Here is a 16,925-nt window from a genome sequence, read left to right on the forward strand (position 1 = left end):
TCCCCGCGCCCCTGCCCCTGACGGGGCTCTAGACATCGGCCTGTCATGTCCACCTAAAATCTGAGGTGGCATCAGATTCTCCCGAGCCACCCCCCATGGAACTCGATCGAGGAGCCCGATGAGACCTACACGGAACGCATCGCGCCTCACCGCCGCCGGGACAGTCGTCGCGGCCGGTGCCATGATCGCCGCCGCGCTCGCCCCCGCTTCCGCCGCCGCCCGCCCCGCGCCCTCCCGGGATCTCGCCGTTCGTGACGGTGACCGGGCCGTCGCCGCGCACGCGGCCGCGCTGGCCGTGACCGCCGCGCAGGGCATGTCCGTACGGGACGTCGTCATCGACCCCGACGGCAGCCGGCATGTGCGCTACGACCGTACGTACCGCCAACTGCCCGTGCTGGGCGGTGACTTCGTCGTCCACCTCTCCCCCGCCGGGGCCTATCGCGGCGCCGACCGGGCCGTCGCGGGCGATCTGGCCGTGCCCAGCGTCACGCCCGCGCTCTCCGCGCCCCGCGCCGCCGACCTGGCCGGTGCCGAGCTGCGCGCCGCGCACAAGGGCGTCTCCCTCAAGCGGCTCACGGCCGAGCCCCAGCTGGTCGTCGACGCCCTGCACGGCGCGCCCCGCCTCGCCTGGAAGACCCGGACCGCCGCGCGGGACTCGCTGGGCAACCCGGTCGCGCGCGTGGTCCTCACCGACGCGAACACCGGCGCGAAGATCGACGCCTGGGACTCCATCGAGACCGTCAGCGGCGACGGCCAGTCGCTGTACAGCGGCACGGTCGCGCTGGAGACCACGCGGTCCGGGTCCTCGTACCAGCTCACGGACCCCACACGCGGCAACACGTACACCGGTGACGCGCAGAACCAGACCGACTTCTGCTTCTTCGGCATCTGCCTCTGGCGGGCGCCCGCCGACCTCTTCTCCGACGCGGACAACCACTGGGGCAACGGCACCAACTCCGACCGCGCCTCGGCCGCCGTCGACGCCCAGTACGGCACCAACACCACCTGGGACTACTACAAGAACGTCCATGGGAGGAGTGGCATAGGCGGCGACGGCAAGGGCTCGTACAACCGCGTCCACTACGGCAGCAACTACAACAACGCCTTCTGGGACGACAGTTGCTTCTGCATGACGTACGGCGACGGCGACGGCACCACGTTCGGGCCGCTGGTCGCGCTCGACGTGGCCGGGCACGAGATGACGCACGGCGTCACCGCCAAGACCGCGGCGCTCACGTACTCCGGTGAGTCCGGCGGGCTGAACGAGGCGACCAGCGACATCATGGGCACCATGGTCGAGTGGTACGCCAACAACCCCTCGGACCAGGGTGACTACCTCATCGGCGAGAAGATCGTGAAGCCCGGCTTCGGCAAGGCCGCGCTGCGCTTCATGGACAAGCCGTCCACGGACGGGAACTCGGCGGACTGCTGGAGCTCCGGCGTCGGCAACCTGGACGTGCACTACTCGTCCGGCGTCGCCAACCACTTCGCGTATCTGCTCTCCGAGGGCAGCGGCGCCAAGGTCATCAACGGCGTCAGCTACAACAGCCCCACCTGCGACAACTCCACGGTCTCCGGCATCGGCCACGACAAGGTCGGCAAGATCTGGTACCGGGCCCTGACCGTCTACATGACGTCCTCCACCAACTACGCGGCCGCCCGCACGGCGACCCTGAACGCGGCGAAGGACCTCTACGGCAGCGGCAGCGCGGAGCAGAACGCGGTCGCCGCGGCCTGGTCGGCGGTCTCCGTCGGCTGACCCGCGCCACCGCACCCGTCCGTACGCCGGGACTCAAGCGGCGTACGGACGGGTCCTCCGCGCGTCCCGCAGCGTCCGGCCCCACCAGCTCAGCTGGTCGAGCAGCCGCTTGACCGCCGCCTCCGCCTCGCTGGGCTCCACCGGCTCGCCGTCCGGCCCGAACCGGTCCCGGGCGTGGTGGAAGCTGACCGTGTCGCGGACCGTGACCGCGTGCAGCTCGGCGAAGACCGGGCGCAGCTGCTCGACCGCCCGCAGACCGCCCGACATCCCGCCGTACGAGACGAAGCCGACCGGCTTGGCCTGCCACTGCGTGTAGTGCCAGTCGATCAGGTTCTTGACCGAGGCGGGGAAGGAGTGGTTGTACTCGGGGGTCAGGACGACGTAGGCGTCGGCCTCGGCGAGCTTCGGCGTGACGGTGTCCAGGACCGCCCGCACCGGGGGCGCCGGGTCATAGGAGAGCGAGGTGGGCAGGGCGACCTCGGCCAGGTCGATCAGGTCGACCTCGAAGTCGTCGCGCTCGCGCAGCCGGGCCAGCAGCCACTCCGCGACGACCGGCCCGAACCGGCCCTCCCGGTTGGAGCCGACGACGACCGCGAGCTTGAGCGGGGCGATGGGGGTGGCGGCAGCGGTGAAAGGCTCCGCGACGGGAGCTGTGGTGATGTCCATGCCGAGGAGCGTCACATCTCAAGTTAGCTTGAGGTCAACCCGCACTACGGTGGCCCCATGAGCGATGCGTATGCCGAGATCAACGGCCGTCCCGCCGACGCCGACAACCTCCGGATCCCCGCCCTGACCGGCAACTACGGCCACTTCAGCGCGCTGCAGGTGCGCGGCGGCCGGGTGCGCGGTCTCGCGCTGCACCTGGCGCGGCTCGACGCCGCCACCCGCGAGATCTTCGGCCCCGGCCTCGACGGCGAGCGGGTGCGCGCGCTGGTCCGCCAGGCCCTGAAGGCGTCCGGCGCCGAGGACGCCTCGACGCGCGTATACGTATACGGGCCCGACGACGACCCGACCGTGATGGTGACCGTACGGCCGCCGCAGGACCTCTCCCCCGAGCCGCAGCGGCTCCTGTCCGTCCCGTACGAGCGGCCCGCCGCCCATCTCAAGCACCTCGGCGGCTTCGGCCAGCTCTACTTCGGCAAGAAGGCCGTCCGCCAGGGCTACACCGACGCGCTGCTGACCGGTCCCGGCGGCGAGATCGCCGAGGGTTCGGTCACCAACATCGCGTTCTGGGACGGGAGTTCAGTGGTGTGGCCGGACCGGCCCGCGCTGCTCGGCATCACCATGGCGCTGGTCGAGGCGAGGCTGCCGCAGTACGGCACGGCCACCGTCCGGCGTCCGGTCACCCTCGACGGCCTCGGCGCGTACCGGGCGGCCTTCGTCACCAACTCGCAGGGCATCGCGCCGGTGGCCGCCGTCGACGCGCACGAGTTCACGGTGGACGCCGAGCTGATGCAGACGGTGTGGCGGCTGTACGCGGAGGTCCCCTGGGACGAGATCTGACGCGGCGGGACGGGATCCGGGCGGCCGGGCGAATGTTCCGGGACCGCCGGGCGAACGGGTTCCCGGGCGGCCGGGCGAACGGGTGACCGCCTCACCCTTTCGCCCCCCGCCGGGGGGCGGCCGTCCGCGTGGGCCACTTACCTCGAAGGGAGAAGCACGGCACCCCGCTCCCCGGAGGACCCATGCGTACTGCCCGCCTGCTGACCGGTTCCGCCCTCGCGGCCGCCCTGCTCGGCCTGGGCGGCGCACCCGCGTACGCCAACAACGACTTCGGGGGCGGTGGCGTGGAGGTCTGGCCCGCGACGGCCTCGCCGGGCACCACCGTCACCGTGAACACCACCGCGTGCGGCCACGACGGCCATGCGACCGGGGACGCCAAGGCGGTCGGCGACGGGGAGTTCCACCTCAGTGTGTCCACCCACAAGGAAGTGCTCGCCGGTCAGTTCGTGGTGCCCCACCACGCCAAGCCCGGGACCTTCGAGATCTCGGTGACCTGCGACAACGGCAAGTCCGCCCGGGGTGATCTGACGATCGCCCACGGCGGCGAGAGCGATCGCGGCGGCGAGCGCTCCGACCACGGGGAGCACGCCGACCACGCGGAGCACGGCGAGCACAATGAACCCAAGGGCCATGTGAAGTCCGGCGTCGGCGGCAGCGTGATCTCCAACCGGACCGAGATCGCGGCCGGGGCGGCCGTGCTCGCGGTGGCCGCCGTCACCGGCGGACTGCTCCTGCGCCGCCGGGCGGGCTCCCCCGACCGCCGGAACTGACCGCCGGTGTCGGCGCAGTCGGCGGAGTCGGTACGGGCCGCCCAGGCCGCGCGGCGGCGCAACGGCTGGCTGATCGGCATCGCGGTGTGCGTCGGGGTGTGGCTGGTGCGCCAGGGCACGGAGGAGGCACAGCCGCCGCAGCCGACGCGTGCGGAGTCCTTCACCGGGTCCGCGGCCGATCCCGCCACCGGCTCGCCCCACGCGCGCGTGGGCGACGCCCGCGCGGGTGACGCCCGCACCGGCGGCGCACTGGCGGGCCCGGGCGACGCGCTGGCGCCCTCCGAGCCCGTACGCATCCGGATTCCGGCGATCCGCGTGGACGCGCCGGTGCTGCCGCTGGGCCTCGCCCCGGACGGCAGCCTGGAGGTACCGCCGCCGGGCCGGTCGGGCACCGCCGGCTGGTACAAGGACGGCCCGGCGCCGGGGTCCCCCGGGACCGCCGTCATGGCCGGGCACGTGGACGACGCGCACGGGCCCGCCGTCTTCTACGCGCTCGGCGTGCTGAAGAAGGGCAGCCGTGTGGAGGTGGCCCGCAAGGACCGGCGCACCGCGGTGTTCACCGTCGACGCGGTGGAGGTGTATGCGAATGAAGCCTTCCCCGACCGGCGGGTGTACGGCCCGGCCGGGCGCCCCGAGCTGCGGGTGATCACCTGCGGCGGCGGCTTCAGCGAGAAGTCGGGCTACCGGGGGAACGTGGTGGTCTTCGCCCACCTGACCGGCACGGCGTGAGAGTTGACCGGCACGGCGTGAAGGCGCACGGGGAAGGCGCGGGCGCGCCCGGCCTCACGCCCGCCCCCGCCCCGCCCTGAGCAGCCTCACCGGCCGCCCCGCACGCCGCTGAGCAGGCCGTTGCTCCCGGGAAACGGGACAGATGCGGTCGGGAAACAGCCGCCGCCCACGCTGATGGCAGCACCATCACCAGCGGCCACCGCGCCCCGCTCACCCACGACGGAGGGTCCTGCCCATGACCACGGAACCCACCGGGACCCCGGCCACGACCGCACCCGTCCCCGTGCCCCGCACCTCCTCCGCCCCCGGATGCGACCGCACGATCGTGGTCGTCGGCCACGGGATGGTCGGCCAGCGCTTCCTCGAAGCCCTCGCCGACAACGGCGTCATGGGCCACGCGCGCGTGGTGGTGCTCGGCGAGGAGCCCCGCGCGGCGTACGACCGGGTCCACCTCACCTCGTACTTCTCGGGCACCACACCGGATGAACTGTCCATGGTCGAAGAGGGGTTCATCGAGCGCCACGGCATCGAGCTGCTGCTCGACGACCCGGCGGCGCACATCGACCGGGCGGCGCGGACCGTCACCACGCGCGCGGGGCGCTCCGTCGCGTACGACGTCCTGGTGCTCGCCACCGGCTCGTACCCCTTCGTGCCGCCGGTCCCCGGCAAGGACCTCACCGGCTGTTTCGTCTACCGCACGATCGAGGACCTGCTGGCCATCGAGGCGTACGCGAAGACGGCGACGACCGGTGCGGTGGTGGGCGGCGGACTGCTCGGCCTGGAGGCGGCGGGCGCGCTGAAGGGGCTCGGACTGGCCACGCACATCGTGGAGTTCGCGCCCCGGCTGATGCCCGCGCAGGTCGACGACGGCGGCGGCGCGGCGCTGCTGCGCACCATCGAGAACATGGGCCTGTCCGTCCACACGGGCGTCGGCACCCAGGAGATCACCGGGGCGGGCGCCGTGGACGGCATGCTGCTCTCCGACGGCTCGCGTCTCACCACCGACCTGGTCGTCTTCTCGGCCGGGGTGCGCCCGCGCGACCAGCTGGCCCGCGCGTGCGGCCTGCCGGTCGGCGAGCGCGGCGGCATCGTCGTCGACGAGCGCTGCCGCACCGCCGACCCGGCCGTCTTCGCGATCGGCGAGTGCGCGCTGACCAGCGACGGCAAGGTGTACGGCCTGGTCGCGCCCGGCTACGAGATGGCCGTCACGGCCGCCGGGACGATCGCGGGCGGCCTGGACAAGTCGTTCACCGGCGCCGACATGTCGACCAAGCTGAAGCTGCTCGGCGTGGACGTGGCCTCGTTCGGCGACGCGCACGGCGCCACCGAGGGCAGCCTCGACGTCGTCTACACCGACGCCCGTTCGGGCATCTACAAGAAGCTGGTCGTCTCCCCGGACGGCACCCTGCTCGGCGGCGTCCTGGTGGGCGACGCCGAGATGTACGGCACGCTGCGCCCGCTCACCGGCCACATCCCGCCGATACCGTGCGAGCAGCTGGTGCTGCCCGCCGGCCTCGGCGCGCCCGTCGCGCTCGGCCCGGAGGCGCTGCCCGACGACGCGGTGATCTGCTCCTGCCACAACGTCACCAAGGGCGAGGTCACCCCGCTCTCCTCGCTGCCCGAGGTCAAGAAGTGCACCAGGGCCGGTACGGGCTGCGGCAGCTGCGTGAAGACCCTGGAGAAGCTGCTGCCGAGGACCGGCGACGGCGGTCTGTGCGACTGCTTCGCCAAGACCCGCCAGGAGCTGTACGAGATCGCGCTCGCGCTGCGCGTCACCTCGTACGAGGCGCTGCTCGACGAGCACGGACGCGAGTCGGCCCGGGGCGGCGACGGCTGCGAGATCTGCAAGCCGGCGGTCGCCTCGATCCTGGCGAGCCTGGGCAACGGCCACATCCTCGACGGCGGCCAGGCGGCCCTCCAGGACACCAACGACCACTTCCTCGCCAACATCCAGCGCAACGGCTCGTACTCGATCGTGCCGCGCATCCCGGGCGGCGAGATCACCCCGGAGAAGCTGATCGTCATCGGCGAGGTGGCCCGCGACCACGGCCTCTACACGAAGATCACCGGCGGCCAGCGCATCGACCTGTTCGGCGCCCGGGTCGACCAACTGCCGCAGATCTGGGCGAAGCTGGTGGCGGCGGGCTTCGAGTCCGGCCACGCGTACGGCAAGTCCCTGCGCACCGTGAAGTCCTGCGTGGGCCGGACCTGGTGCCGCTTCGGGGTGCAGGACTCGGTCAGGATGGCGATCCGGCTGGAGCTGCGCTACCGGGGCCTGCGCTCCCCGCACAAGCTGAAGTCGGCGGTCTCGGGCTGCGCGCGCGAGTGCGCGGAGGCCCAGTCCAAGGACTTCGGCGTGATCGCCACGGCCAACGGCTGGAACCTGTACGTGGGCGGCAACGGCGGCGCGACCCCGCGCCACGCGGACCTGCTGGCCCAGGACCTCTCCGACGCCGAACTGGTCCGCCTCATCGACCGTTTCCTGATGTTCTACATCCGCACCGCCGACCGCCTGGAGCGCACCTCGGTGTGGCTGGAGCGGATCGAGGGCGGCCTGAAGCACGTCAAGGACGTGGTGGTGCACGACTCCCTCGGCATCTGCGACGAGTTGGAGGCGCTGATGGCCGCCCACATCGACGACTACCGCGACGAGTGGGCCGAGACGATCGAGGACCCCGAGCGCCTGGCCCGCTTCGTCTCGTTCGTCAACGCGCCCGGCACGCCCGACCCGACCGTGCGGTTCGTGCCGGAGCGCGGTCAGATCAAGCCCGAACTGCCCGTACTGGCCCTGGAGGTGGCGGCCCGATGACCGAGCCGGCCGAGCTGACCGAAGTGGAAGCCCTTGTTCAGGACGGCAGCGTCCGCGTCCTGCTGGACGACGGCTGGTTCGAGGTCTGCGACCGTACGCGGCTGATCCCCGGCCGGGGTGTCGCCGTACTGCTGCCCGACGGGCGGCAGGCCGCGGTCTTCACCGACCGGGCGGGCCGCGCCTACGCGGTCGACAACCGCGACCCGTTCACCGGCGCGTACGTGCTCTCGCGCGGCCTGCTCGGCCTGTCCCCACAAGGCCGCCCGTATGTGGCCTCGCCGCTCCTGAAGCAGCGCTTCGACCTGGAGACCGGCGCGTGCCTGGACGACGACGAGGTGGCGATCCAGGCATACTTGACTGATCGTTCCACATAGTCGTACGGTCACCGTGTGGCCAGGACCAAGGAATTCGATCCGGACGCCGCGCTCCAGTCGGCCCTAGAGCTGTTCTGGCGGCGCGGCTACGAGGCGACGTCGATGGCGGACCTCGTCGACCACCTCGGCATCGGCCGCGCCAGCATCTACGCGACCTTCGGCAACAAGCACCAGCTGTATCTGAAGGCGCTCGACCGCTACGGCGCGACAGAGGGCGAGATCCTGGTCCACGAGCTGTCCGGATCCGGCTCCGCGCTGGACGCCGTACGAGCCGTGGTGCGCCGGTTCGCGGCCGAGTCGACTGCCACCGAAACCCGCCTGACCGGCTGCTTCGTCACCAACACCGCGACCGAGCTGGGACCGCACGACGCAGCCGCGGCCCGCCGGGTGGAGCAGGGCTGGGAGCACGTCGAGACCCTGCTGCACTCGGCACTCGTCCGCGCCCGGGCACAGGGCGAGCTGCCCGAGGACCGCGATCCGCACGCGCTGGCCCGCATGCTCCTGGTGCTCATGCAGGGCATGCGGGTCGTCGGCAAGGCGAGCGACGACCCGGCCAGGGTGCGGGCGGCGGCGGAGGCCGCGCTGACGCTGCTGGACTGACACGAATGTGAACCGACACGAACGGCGACCGAGTGTCGCCGCTCACTTTTGCCCTTATAACAGAACGATTGGTCAAGAAAAATATGTCTACTGGCCTTCGCTTCACCGACAAGACCGTCCTCGTCACCGGCGCGGGCTCCGGCATCGGCCGGACCGTGGCGCTGGCGTTCGCCGCCGAGGGGGCCCGGGTGGCCGTCGCCGGACGGACGGCGGCCTCGCTCGACGAGACCGTGGCGCTCATAGAGCAGGCGGGCGGGACTGCGGCCGCGTTCACGGCGGACGTGTCCCGCGAGGACGCGATGCGCGCCCTGGTGGCGGCCACCGTCGCCCGGTTCGGCTCCCTCGACGTGGCGGTCAACAACGCCGGGGTGCTGCGCGGCGGCGGGCCCATCGGCGAACTGGCCACCGACGACTGGCGGGCCATGCTCGACATCAACCTCACCGGCGTCTTCCTCGCCCTCCAGGCCGAGATCGCCCAGATGCGCACCCAGGAGAACGGCGGCGCCATCGTCAACATCGGCTCCAACCTCGGGGCCCACAAGCGCATCCCGGGCGCGGCCGGCTACCAGGCCACCAAGGCCGCCGTCTCCGCGCTGACCAGGGCCGCCGCCCTCGACCACATCCAGGACGGCGTCCGTATCAACGCGGTCAGCCCCGGCGCCTCGGCCACCACGATGTCGCTGCGACCCGGCGAGAGCGAGGCCGAGCGCGCGGTGCGCATGAAGGGCGCCTCGCCGCTCGGCCGGGTCTCGACGACCGCCGAGATCGCCGCCGCCGTCCTCTACCTGGCCTCGGACGACGCGGCGTCGGCGGTCGGCACGGATCTGGTGATCGACGGCGGCGCGTCCGCCTGACCCAGGGGCCCCTGCGCTCCAGACCTACCGGACGGTACGGTGGCCGCATGACTCAGGGCTGGAGCGCGAGGGACATCCCCGACCAGAGCGGCCGCACGGCCGTCGTCACCGGGGCCAACAGCGGCATCGGACTCGTGACGGCACGCGAGCTGGCCCGCAAGGGCGCGCATGTGGTCCTCGCGTGCCGCAGCGAGGAGCGCGGCAAGGAGGCGGTGGCGCTGATCCACCGTCAGGTGTACGGCGCGGACGTCGAGTTCAGGCCGCTGGACCTGGCGGACCTGTCCTCGGTACGGGCGTTCGCCGAAACGTATCCGCATGAGCGTCTGGACCTGCTGATCAACAACGCGGGTGTGATGGCGCTGCCGTACGGGACGACGGCGGACGGCTTCGAGCGGCAGTTCGGCGTCAACCACCTGGGCCACTTCGCCCTGACGGGCCTGCTGCTGCCGAAGCTGCGCGCGGCGTCGGCGGCGCGGATCGTCTCGGTCTCCAGCGGCCTGCACGTCCTGTCCGACGTGGACCTGACCGACCTCAACAGCGAGCGCCGCTATCGCCGTTGGATCGCCTACGGCCGCTCGAAGTCGGCGAACCTCCTCTTCATCCACGAACTGTCGAGGCAACTGCGCTCGGTGGGCTCCGACGTGGTCGCGGCCGCCGCCCACCCCGGCTACGCGGCGACCAACCTCCAGACGGCGGGCGCCCGCATGGAGGGCCGCCGCCTGGCAGAACGCATCGCCGAACTGGGCAACCGGGTCGTGGCCCAGCCGGCCGAGTCGGGCGCCCTGCCCACCCTGTACGCGGCCACGGCCCCGGGAGTCCGCCCCGACTCCTTCACAGGCCCCCGCATCCAGGGCTGGCGCGGCGCCCCCACGAGGTCGACCCGAGCGAAGTGGACCCTGAACGACACGACGGGCGAGCGGTTGTGGGTCGCTTCTGAGGGGCTTACGGGGGTGCGGTACGGGTTGTAAGGGGCGAAGCCCCGAGAGGGTGCAGGGGCACAGCCCCGCCCGGGGGTCCGGGGGCGAAGCCCCCGAGAAGGCGTCAAAGGTTCGTATAGATGGCCGCCCCTTCCGCCAAGGCCCCGACAAGAGCGGCCGTATCCCGTCGGGGCGACCGCACGCTGAACAGCATGCTGATCAAGTCGTCGATCCGGGCCGCCGACCCCGCGGCCGAGGAACCGCCCGGGGCAGCCGGGATCCCCGGTGCGTCGGGCACCCCCGCCGTGCCCGACGTCCCGGGTGGCAAGGGCTCCCCCGACCGGCATCGCCTCACCGCCACCCAGGGGCTCGCCGCGCTCTCCCTCGACGCCATGGCCTCCGTCGCGTACGGGCCCGAGGCCATCGTGCTCGTGCTGGCCGCCGCCGGGTCGTACGGGCTCGGGTTCACGCTGCCGGTGACCGTCGCCATCGCCACCCTGCTCGCCGTGCTCGTCGCCTCGTACCGCCAGGTCATCGCCGCGTTCCCGAACGGCGGCGGGTCCTACGCGGTGGCCCGCGCGCACCTCGGGCCGCGCACCGGGCTCGTCGCTGCGGCCTCGCTGATCCTCGACTACGTACTGAACGTCGCCGTGTCCGTCACCGCCGGCGTCGCCGCGCTCACCTCGGCGTTCCCCGGTCTCTATGACAAACGGCTGCTCATCTGCCTCGGCGTGCTCGTGCTCGTCACCGCCGTGAACCTGCGCGGCATCGTCGAGTCCGCCAAGGCGTTCATCGTGCCGACGGCCGTCTTCATCGGTTCGATTCTCGCGATCGTCGTGGTGGGGCTCTTCCGCGACGCGCCCGTCTCCACCGCGACCGCCGACGGGCACGCGTCCGTCCTCGCGGGCAACGCCACCAGCGTCGGCGCGCTGCTGCTGCTCAAGGCGTTCGCCTCCGGGTGCTCGGCGCTGACCGGAGTGGAGGCCGTGGCCAACGCCGTGCCGTCGTTCCGCGCCCCGGCCGCCAAGCGCGCCCAGCGCACCGAGGTGGCGCTCGGCGCGCTCCTCGGCGTGATGCTCATCGGGCTCTCCGTGCTCATCGGCCGCTTCCATCTCCAGCCGGTGGAGGGCGTCACCGTCCTCGCCCAGCTCGCGGACGCCTCCCTCGGCCACAACTGGGCCTTCTATGTCGTCCAGTTCGCCACCGTCGTGCTGCTCGCGCTCGCCGCCAACACCTCCTTCGGCGGGCTGCCCGTCCTCATGTCGCTGCTCGCCCGGGACAACTACCTGCCGCACGTCTTCGGTCTGAAGGCCGACCGCCAGGTCCACCGCCACGGCGTCCTCGCGCTGGCCACCGTCTCGGGCGCGCTCCTGATCTTCTCGAGCGGCGACACCAACACCCTCGTACCGCTCTTCTCGATCGGCGTCTTCGTCGGCTTCACGATCTGCCAGACCGGCATGGTGCTGCACTGGCGGCGCGAGCGCTCGCCGCGCTGGCGCGCCAAGGCGCTGCTCAACGGCTTCGGCGCGGTGCTGACCGGGGTGAGCGCGGTGGTCGTGACCGCGACCAAGTTCACCGAGGGCGCCTGGCTGGTGGTCGTCGCCCTGCCGCTGCTCGTGCTCGCCTTCGAGGCGGTCCACCGGGCGTACGGCAGGATCAGCGACCGCCTCGGGCTCGGCCGCGTCCCGGAGCCGCCGCACCGCGACCGCTCGCTGGTCATCGTGCCCGTCTCGCATCTGTCCCGGCTGACCGGCGAGGCGCTGAACGCGGCCGTGTCCCTGGGCGACGAGGTACGGGCCGTCACCGTCACCCACCCCGACGAGGAGGACCGCGCGCAGACCGAGGAGCTGCGCCGCGACTGGGAGGCGTGGAACCCGGGCGTGGAGCTGGTCGAGCTGCACTCGCCGCACCGCACGGTGGGCCGCCCGGTCGCCGCGTACGTCGACCGGGTCCACCGCTACCACCCGAACACCCGGGTCACCGTCCTGATACCGGAGGTCGAGCCCGCGCACATCTGGCAGCGGCTGCTGCAGAACCAGCGCGGCGCCGTCCTCGCGCACGCCGTGCGGCGCGACACGGACGCGGTCATCTGCCGCCTGCGGTTCCGGCTCTGAACACCCGCCCGGGAGCGGCCGTTTCCGGCCACCCCCGGGCGCGGGCACTACATCGTCGCCGGGGCGGAACGTTCCGCCATCGCCGGCTGACCGCCCCGCAGCAGCGCCGTCCCCAGCGGGGTCAGCGTGTGCAGCACCGCGCTACCGTGCCGCAGCGTCACCAGCAGGCCCGCTTCCCGCAAGACGCCGGCGTGCTGGCTGGCGGAGGCGAGCGACACCCCGGCCCGGCGGGCCAGTTCGCTGGTGGTCGCGCCGTGCCCGATCGACTGGAGCACCGTCGACCTGGTGTGCCCCACCAGCCGCCCCAGCGAGGGGGCGATGCCCGACGTCGTCCGCTCGTACGGGGCGTGGGTGTGCGTGACCGGGTAGACCAGGACGGGCGGCAGCAGCGGGTCCTGCAGCGCCACCGGCGTACGGCGGCAGAAGAAGGACGGCTGCAACAGCAGTCCGCGGCCCTCCAGATACAGGTCACGGTCGACCGGGTAGTCCGCCTCCAGGACCGGCGCGCGCCAGCGCATCATCGGCGGGAGCGAGGCGAGCAGTTCGTCGGCCCCGCCGTCCAGGAGCGCACGGCCGCGCGCGGCCCGGTCGGCGTCGACACGGGCCTGGATGTGCGGCCAGTACGGCGAGATGGCGGCCCGGTGGTAGGCGCGCAGCGCGCCGAGCAGACGGTCCATCGGCTCGGCGCCGCCGTCGGCCACCGCCCGCAGCCACCCGGGCAGCCCCCGGGGCCCCGCGACCCGGGTGAGCTCCTCGTACAGTCGGTCCTGACCGGTCTCGCGCACAGCCTCAAGGCCTGACTCCAGGGTGTGCGGCCCTTCGGCGGGCGTGAGAAAGTCGGGAAAATAGCCGCGGCCCGGCACCACTGCGGAGAGCAGTCGCGTTTCACCGTTCAACCGGGTACGCGTTTCCGTTCGCCATTCACCGAAGACTAGGGCGCCCCGACGGTCTCTTAATCGATGAAAGCTGAGAATCGTTTCCCACAGCGCGTCCGGACCGGGCGCCATGCGCACCCGGGCCAGGTCCACGCCAGTGAAATGAATACGCAGCACCGAATCTCCACCTGTCTCGAATGTTGCAACGTGTTGCATTGTGTTGCATCCGCAATCGTCCCGCCCCTGAGTATGCCTACCGTCACAGGCCGTGACCACCGGCCTTTCAGCCACACTTGAAAGGCCTCGCGAGCAGCCCGTGCGTACCGAAAAGCTGTACGTCGTCGGGCACGACACCGGGCCAACCGGAAAGACGTTGTGAGGACCGTGGGGGGCTTTGCTTCGTCTGGCGGCGGTCGGCATGGTGGCGGCTCCGTGCCCGGCGGGGATGACAGAGTGCGGTTCGCGGATGGGGATCCGTGAACCGCACTCTGCTTTTACGGCGACGAGCTCATGAAATGTCCGCGCTTCAACAGGAATTAAGCGGCCGCACACTCAGGGAACATCCGGCCATCGCCGGGAATCGGATGAGAACAGGCGGAAGGGGCGGCACCCCCGCACAGGGTGCCGCCCCTTCCATGTGATCCGAAGCCGCCGCCGGATCGGTGTTGAGGGTCGGGGACCCGACGGCGGCTCCGGGGCTCTATCGCGAGTCGCTGCCTCGCGACTCGGCGGCCGCGCGGCCCGCCTCAAGGCGCGCCACGGGGATGCGGAACGGGGAGCAGGAGACGTAGTCCAGGCCCACCTCGTGGAAGAAGTGCACCGACTCCGGGTCGCCGCCGTGCTCGCCGCAGACGCCCAGCTTCAGGTCGGGGCGCGTGGCCCGGCCGGCCTGGACGGCGGACCGCACCAGCGAGCCGACGCCGTCCTTGTCGATGGTCTCGAACGGCGAGACCCCGAAGATCCCCTTCTCCAGGTACGCGGTGAAGAAGCTCGCCTCCACGTCGTCCCGCGAGAAGCCCCAGACCGTCTGGGTCAGGTCGTTGGTACCGAAGCTGAAGAACTGGGCGGCCTCGGCGATCTGACCTGCCGTCAGGGCAGCGCGCGGCAGCTCGATCATCGTGCCGATGGTCAGCTTGAGGTCGGTGCCGGTGGCCGCCTCGACCTCGGCGATGACCTGGTCGGCCTCCTCGCGGACGATCTCCAGCTCCTGGACCGTGCCGACCAGCGGAATCATGATCTCCGCACGCGGGTCGCCCTTGGCGTTGCGGCGCTCGGCCGCGGCCTCCGCGATCGCCCGCACCTGCATGGCGAACAGCCCCGGGATGACCAGGCCGAGGCGGACGCCCCGAAGACCCAGCATCGGGTTCTGCTCGTGCAGCTTGTGGACGGCCTGGAGCAGGCGCAGGTCGTTCTCGTTGGCGTCCTTGCGGGACTCGGCGAGCGCGACCCGGACCGAGAGCTCGGTGATGTCGGGCAGGAACTCGTGCAGCGGCGGGTCCAGCAGCCGTACGGTGACCGGCAGCCCGTCCATCGCCTCGAAGAGCTCGACGAAGTCCTTCTTCTGGAGCGGCAGCAGGGCACTGAGTGCCACCTCGCGCTCCTCGTCGGTGTCGGCCAGGATCAGCCGCTCGACCAGCTCGCGGCGCTCGCCGAGGAACATGTGCTCGGTGCGGCACAGGCCGATGCCCTGGGCGCCGAACCGCCGCGCCCGCAGGGCGTCCTCGGCGTTGTCGGCGTTGGCCCGTACGCGCAGGCGGCGTACTCGGTCCGCGTACGCCATGATCCGGTGCACGGCCGCGACCAGCTCGTCGGCGTCGTCGGCGCCCGCGTGCATCCGGCCCTCGAAGTACTCGACGACCGGGGACGGGACGACCGGGACCTCGCCGAGGTAGACCTTGCCGGTGGAGCCGTCGACGGAGACCAGGTCGCCCTCTTCGATGACGGCGCCGGACTGCGTGGTCATACGGCGGCGCTTGGTGTCGACCTCCAGCTCCTCGGCACCGCAGACACAGGTCTTGCCCATGCCGCGCGCGACGACGGCGGCGTGCGAGGTCTTGCCGCCGCGCGAGGTCAGGATGCCCTCGGAGGCGATCATGCCGTCCAGGTCGTCGGGATTGGTCTCGCGGCGGATCAGGATGACCTTCTCGCCCGAGCGCGACCACTTGACGGCGGTGTACGAGTCGAAGACCGCCTTGCCGACGGCCGCGCCGGGCGAGGCCGCGATGCCCCGGCCGATCAGCTCGGCCTTGGCGGACTCGTCGAAGCGCGGGAACATCAGCTGCGCGAGCTGGGCGCCGTTGACGCGCTGGAGCGCCTCGGCCTCGTCGATCAGGCCCTGGTCCACCAGCTGGGTGGCGATCCGGAAGGCGGCACCGGCGGTGCGCTTGCCGACCCGGGTCTGGAGCATCCACAGCTGGCCGCGCTCGATGGTGAACTCGATGTCGCAGAGATCCTTGTAGTGGGTCTCCAGGGTCTCCATGATCTGCATGAGCTGGTCGTACGACTTCTTGTCGATGCCTTCCAGCTCGGCCAGCGGCACGGTGTTGCGGATGCCCGCGACCACGTCCTCGCCCTGGGCGTTCTGCAGGTAGTCGCCGTAGACGCCCTGGTGGCCGGAGGCCGGGTCACGGGTGAAGGCGACGCCGGTGCCGGAGTCGGGGCCGAGGTTGCCGAAGACCATCGAGCAGATGTTGACGGCGGTGCCGAGGTCGCCGGGGATGCGCTCCTGGCGGCGGTAGAGCTTGGCGCGGTCGCCGTTCCACGACTCGAAGACCGCCTTGACGGCGAGGTCCATCTGCTCGCGCGCGTCCTGCGGGAAGTCGCGCCCGGCCTCGGTCTTGACGACCTTCTTGAAGTGCTTGACCAGCTTCTTCAGGTCGGCGGCGTCGAGGTCGGTGTCGACGGTGACCTTCTTGGCGGCCTTGGCCTCGTCGAGGGCGTCCTCGAAGAGCTCGCCGTCCACGCCGAGCACGGTCTTGCCGAACATCTGGATGAGGCGGCGGTAGGAGTCCCAGGCGAAGCGCTCGTCGCCGGACTGCTTGGCCAGGCCCGTCACCGAGGCGTCGGAGAGGCCGATGTTGAGGACGGTGTCCATCATGCCGGGCATCGAGAACTTGGCGCCCGAGCGCACCGAGACGAGCAGCGGGTCGTCGGCCTGGCCGAGCTTCTTGCCCATCTTCGCCTCAAGGGCGTCCAGGTGGGCGCTCACCTCGTCCCGCAGCGCCGCCGGCTCCTCGCCGCTGTCGAGGTAGACCTTGCACGCCTCGGTGGTGATGGTGAAGCCGGGAGGCACCGGCAGGCCGAGGTTGGTCATCTCGGCCAGGTTCGCGCCCTTCCCGCCGAGCAGGTCCTTGAGGTCCCTGTTCCCCTCGGTGAAGTCGTAGACGAACTTCTGGCTGTGCTGGAGGTCTTTGTCTTCCGACACGGGTCTCGACTCCTCGACGACTCGTTGGCTGCCCTGACGGCGAGGAACATACCCAGATCGAAGGTGTCTGGGTACGTCCACTTGCGCGTCATACGGCTTTAACCACTCGTCCGCCAGCAGATCGAAAGTAACTGCAAGGTAACCGGGTGATCGACATTGCTTCACTCCCTGAAGACGGAAGTGCCGAAAGGCGCCCC

At 71.6% G+C, this 16,925-nt stretch carries 13 protein-coding genes; 10 read left to right on the forward strand and 3 right to left on the reverse strand.

Annotated features, from left to right (window positions below; all coding sequences use genetic code 11):
- Positions 1-118 precede the first annotated feature (118 nt).
- Positions 119-1,759 (forward strand): M4 family metallopeptidase, encoded by a 1,641-nt coding sequence (locus tag ACGFRG_RS25665; RefSeq protein ID WP_393267616.1) that lies wholly within the window; start codon positions 119-121, stop codon positions 1,757-1,759.
- A gap of 33 nt (positions 1,760-1,792) precedes the next feature.
- On the opposite strand, the gene ACGFRG_RS25670 is transcribed toward ACGFRG_RS25665, so the two are convergent.
- Entirely contained in the window at positions 1,793-2,425 is a 633-nt protein-coding gene (locus ACGFRG_RS25670) for an NADPH-dependent FMN reductase (RefSeq protein WP_393267619.1), read from the reverse strand.
- 57 nt (positions 2,426-2,482) lie between these two features.
- On the opposite strand from ACGFRG_RS25670, the gene ACGFRG_RS25675 reads away from it, so the two are divergent.
- From ACGFRG_RS25675 to ACGFRG_RS25715, 9 genes are all read left to right on the forward strand, one after another.
- Positions 2,483-3,262 carry an aminotransferase class IV family protein gene (locus ACGFRG_RS25675; protein ID WP_393267622.1) on the forward strand — a complete coding sequence of 260 codons (780 nt, stop codon included), beginning with the start codon at positions 2,483-2,485 and terminating at the stop codon, positions 3,260-3,262.
- Positions 3,263-3,444: 182 nt separating this feature from the next.
- Positions 3,445-4,032, forward strand: a complete 588-nt coding sequence (locus ACGFRG_RS25680) for a hypothetical protein (RefSeq protein WP_393267625.1) — start codon at positions 3,445-3,447, stop codon at positions 4,030-4,032.
- A gap of 6 nt (positions 4,033-4,038) precedes the next feature.
- A complete protein-coding gene (locus ACGFRG_RS25685; RefSeq protein ID WP_393267628.1) occupies positions 4,039-4,761 on the forward strand; it encodes a class F sortase in 723 nt (240 codons plus the stop codon).
- Positions 4,762-5,104: 343 nt separating this feature from the next.
- Complete coding sequence (gene nirB, locus ACGFRG_RS25690) at positions 5,105-7,570, forward strand: nitrite reductase large subunit NirB (RefSeq protein ID WP_393267675.1); 2,466 nt, start codon at positions 5,105-5,107, stop codon at positions 7,568-7,570.
- The gene (gene nirD / locus ACGFRG_RS25695; RefSeq protein WP_393267630.1) at positions 7,567-7,944 is read left to right on the forward strand and encodes a nitrite reductase small subunit NirD; all 378 of its coding nucleotides are present in this window, start codon (positions 7,567-7,569) and stop codon (positions 7,942-7,944) included. The genes nirB and nirD overlap by 4 nt, the downstream gene beginning before the upstream one ends.
- Positions 7,945-7,959: 15 nt before the next feature.
- Entirely contained in the window at positions 7,960-8,544 is a 585-nt protein-coding gene (locus tag ACGFRG_RS25700) for a TetR/AcrR family transcriptional regulator (protein ID WP_361428959.1), read from the forward strand.
- An 83-nt stretch (positions 8,545-8,627) separates the two neighbouring features.
- Positions 8,628-9,398 (forward strand): SDR family oxidoreductase, encoded by a 771-nt coding sequence (locus ACGFRG_RS25705; RefSeq protein ID WP_361428961.1) that lies wholly within the window; start codon positions 8,628-8,630, stop codon positions 9,396-9,398.
- 47 nt (positions 9,399-9,445) lie between these two features.
- Complete coding sequence (locus tag ACGFRG_RS25710) at positions 9,446-10,366, forward strand: oxidoreductase (protein ID WP_393267634.1); 921 nt, start codon at positions 9,446-9,448, stop codon at positions 10,364-10,366.
- Positions 10,367-10,527: 161 nt separating this feature from the next.
- Positions 10,528-12,429 (forward strand): APC family permease, encoded by a 1,902-nt coding sequence (locus tag ACGFRG_RS25715; RefSeq protein ID WP_393267677.1) that lies wholly within the window; start codon positions 10,528-10,530, stop codon positions 12,427-12,429.
- Between the two features lie 47 nt (positions 12,430-12,476).
- Here ACGFRG_RS25715 and ACGFRG_RS25720 read toward each other — a convergent pair whose 3' ends face one another.
- A complete protein-coding gene (locus tag ACGFRG_RS25720; protein ID WP_393267637.1) occupies positions 12,477-13,481 on the reverse strand; it encodes an ArsR/SmtB family transcription factor in 1,005 nt (334 codons plus the stop codon).
- 523 nt (positions 13,482-14,004) lie between these two features.
- Complete coding sequence (gene ppdK, locus ACGFRG_RS25725) at positions 14,005-16,728, reverse strand: pyruvate, phosphate dikinase (RefSeq protein ID WP_361428969.1); 2,724 nt, start codon at positions 16,726-16,728, stop codon at positions 14,005-14,007.
- Between the last annotated feature and the right edge of the window lie 197 nt (positions 16,729-16,925).

Origin of the sequence: Streptomyces sp. NPDC048696, from assembly GCF_043198895.1 — a bacterium.
In the GTDB taxonomy this organism is placed as follows: Bacteria; Actinomycetota; Actinomycetes; order Streptomycetales; family Streptomycetaceae; genus Streptomyces.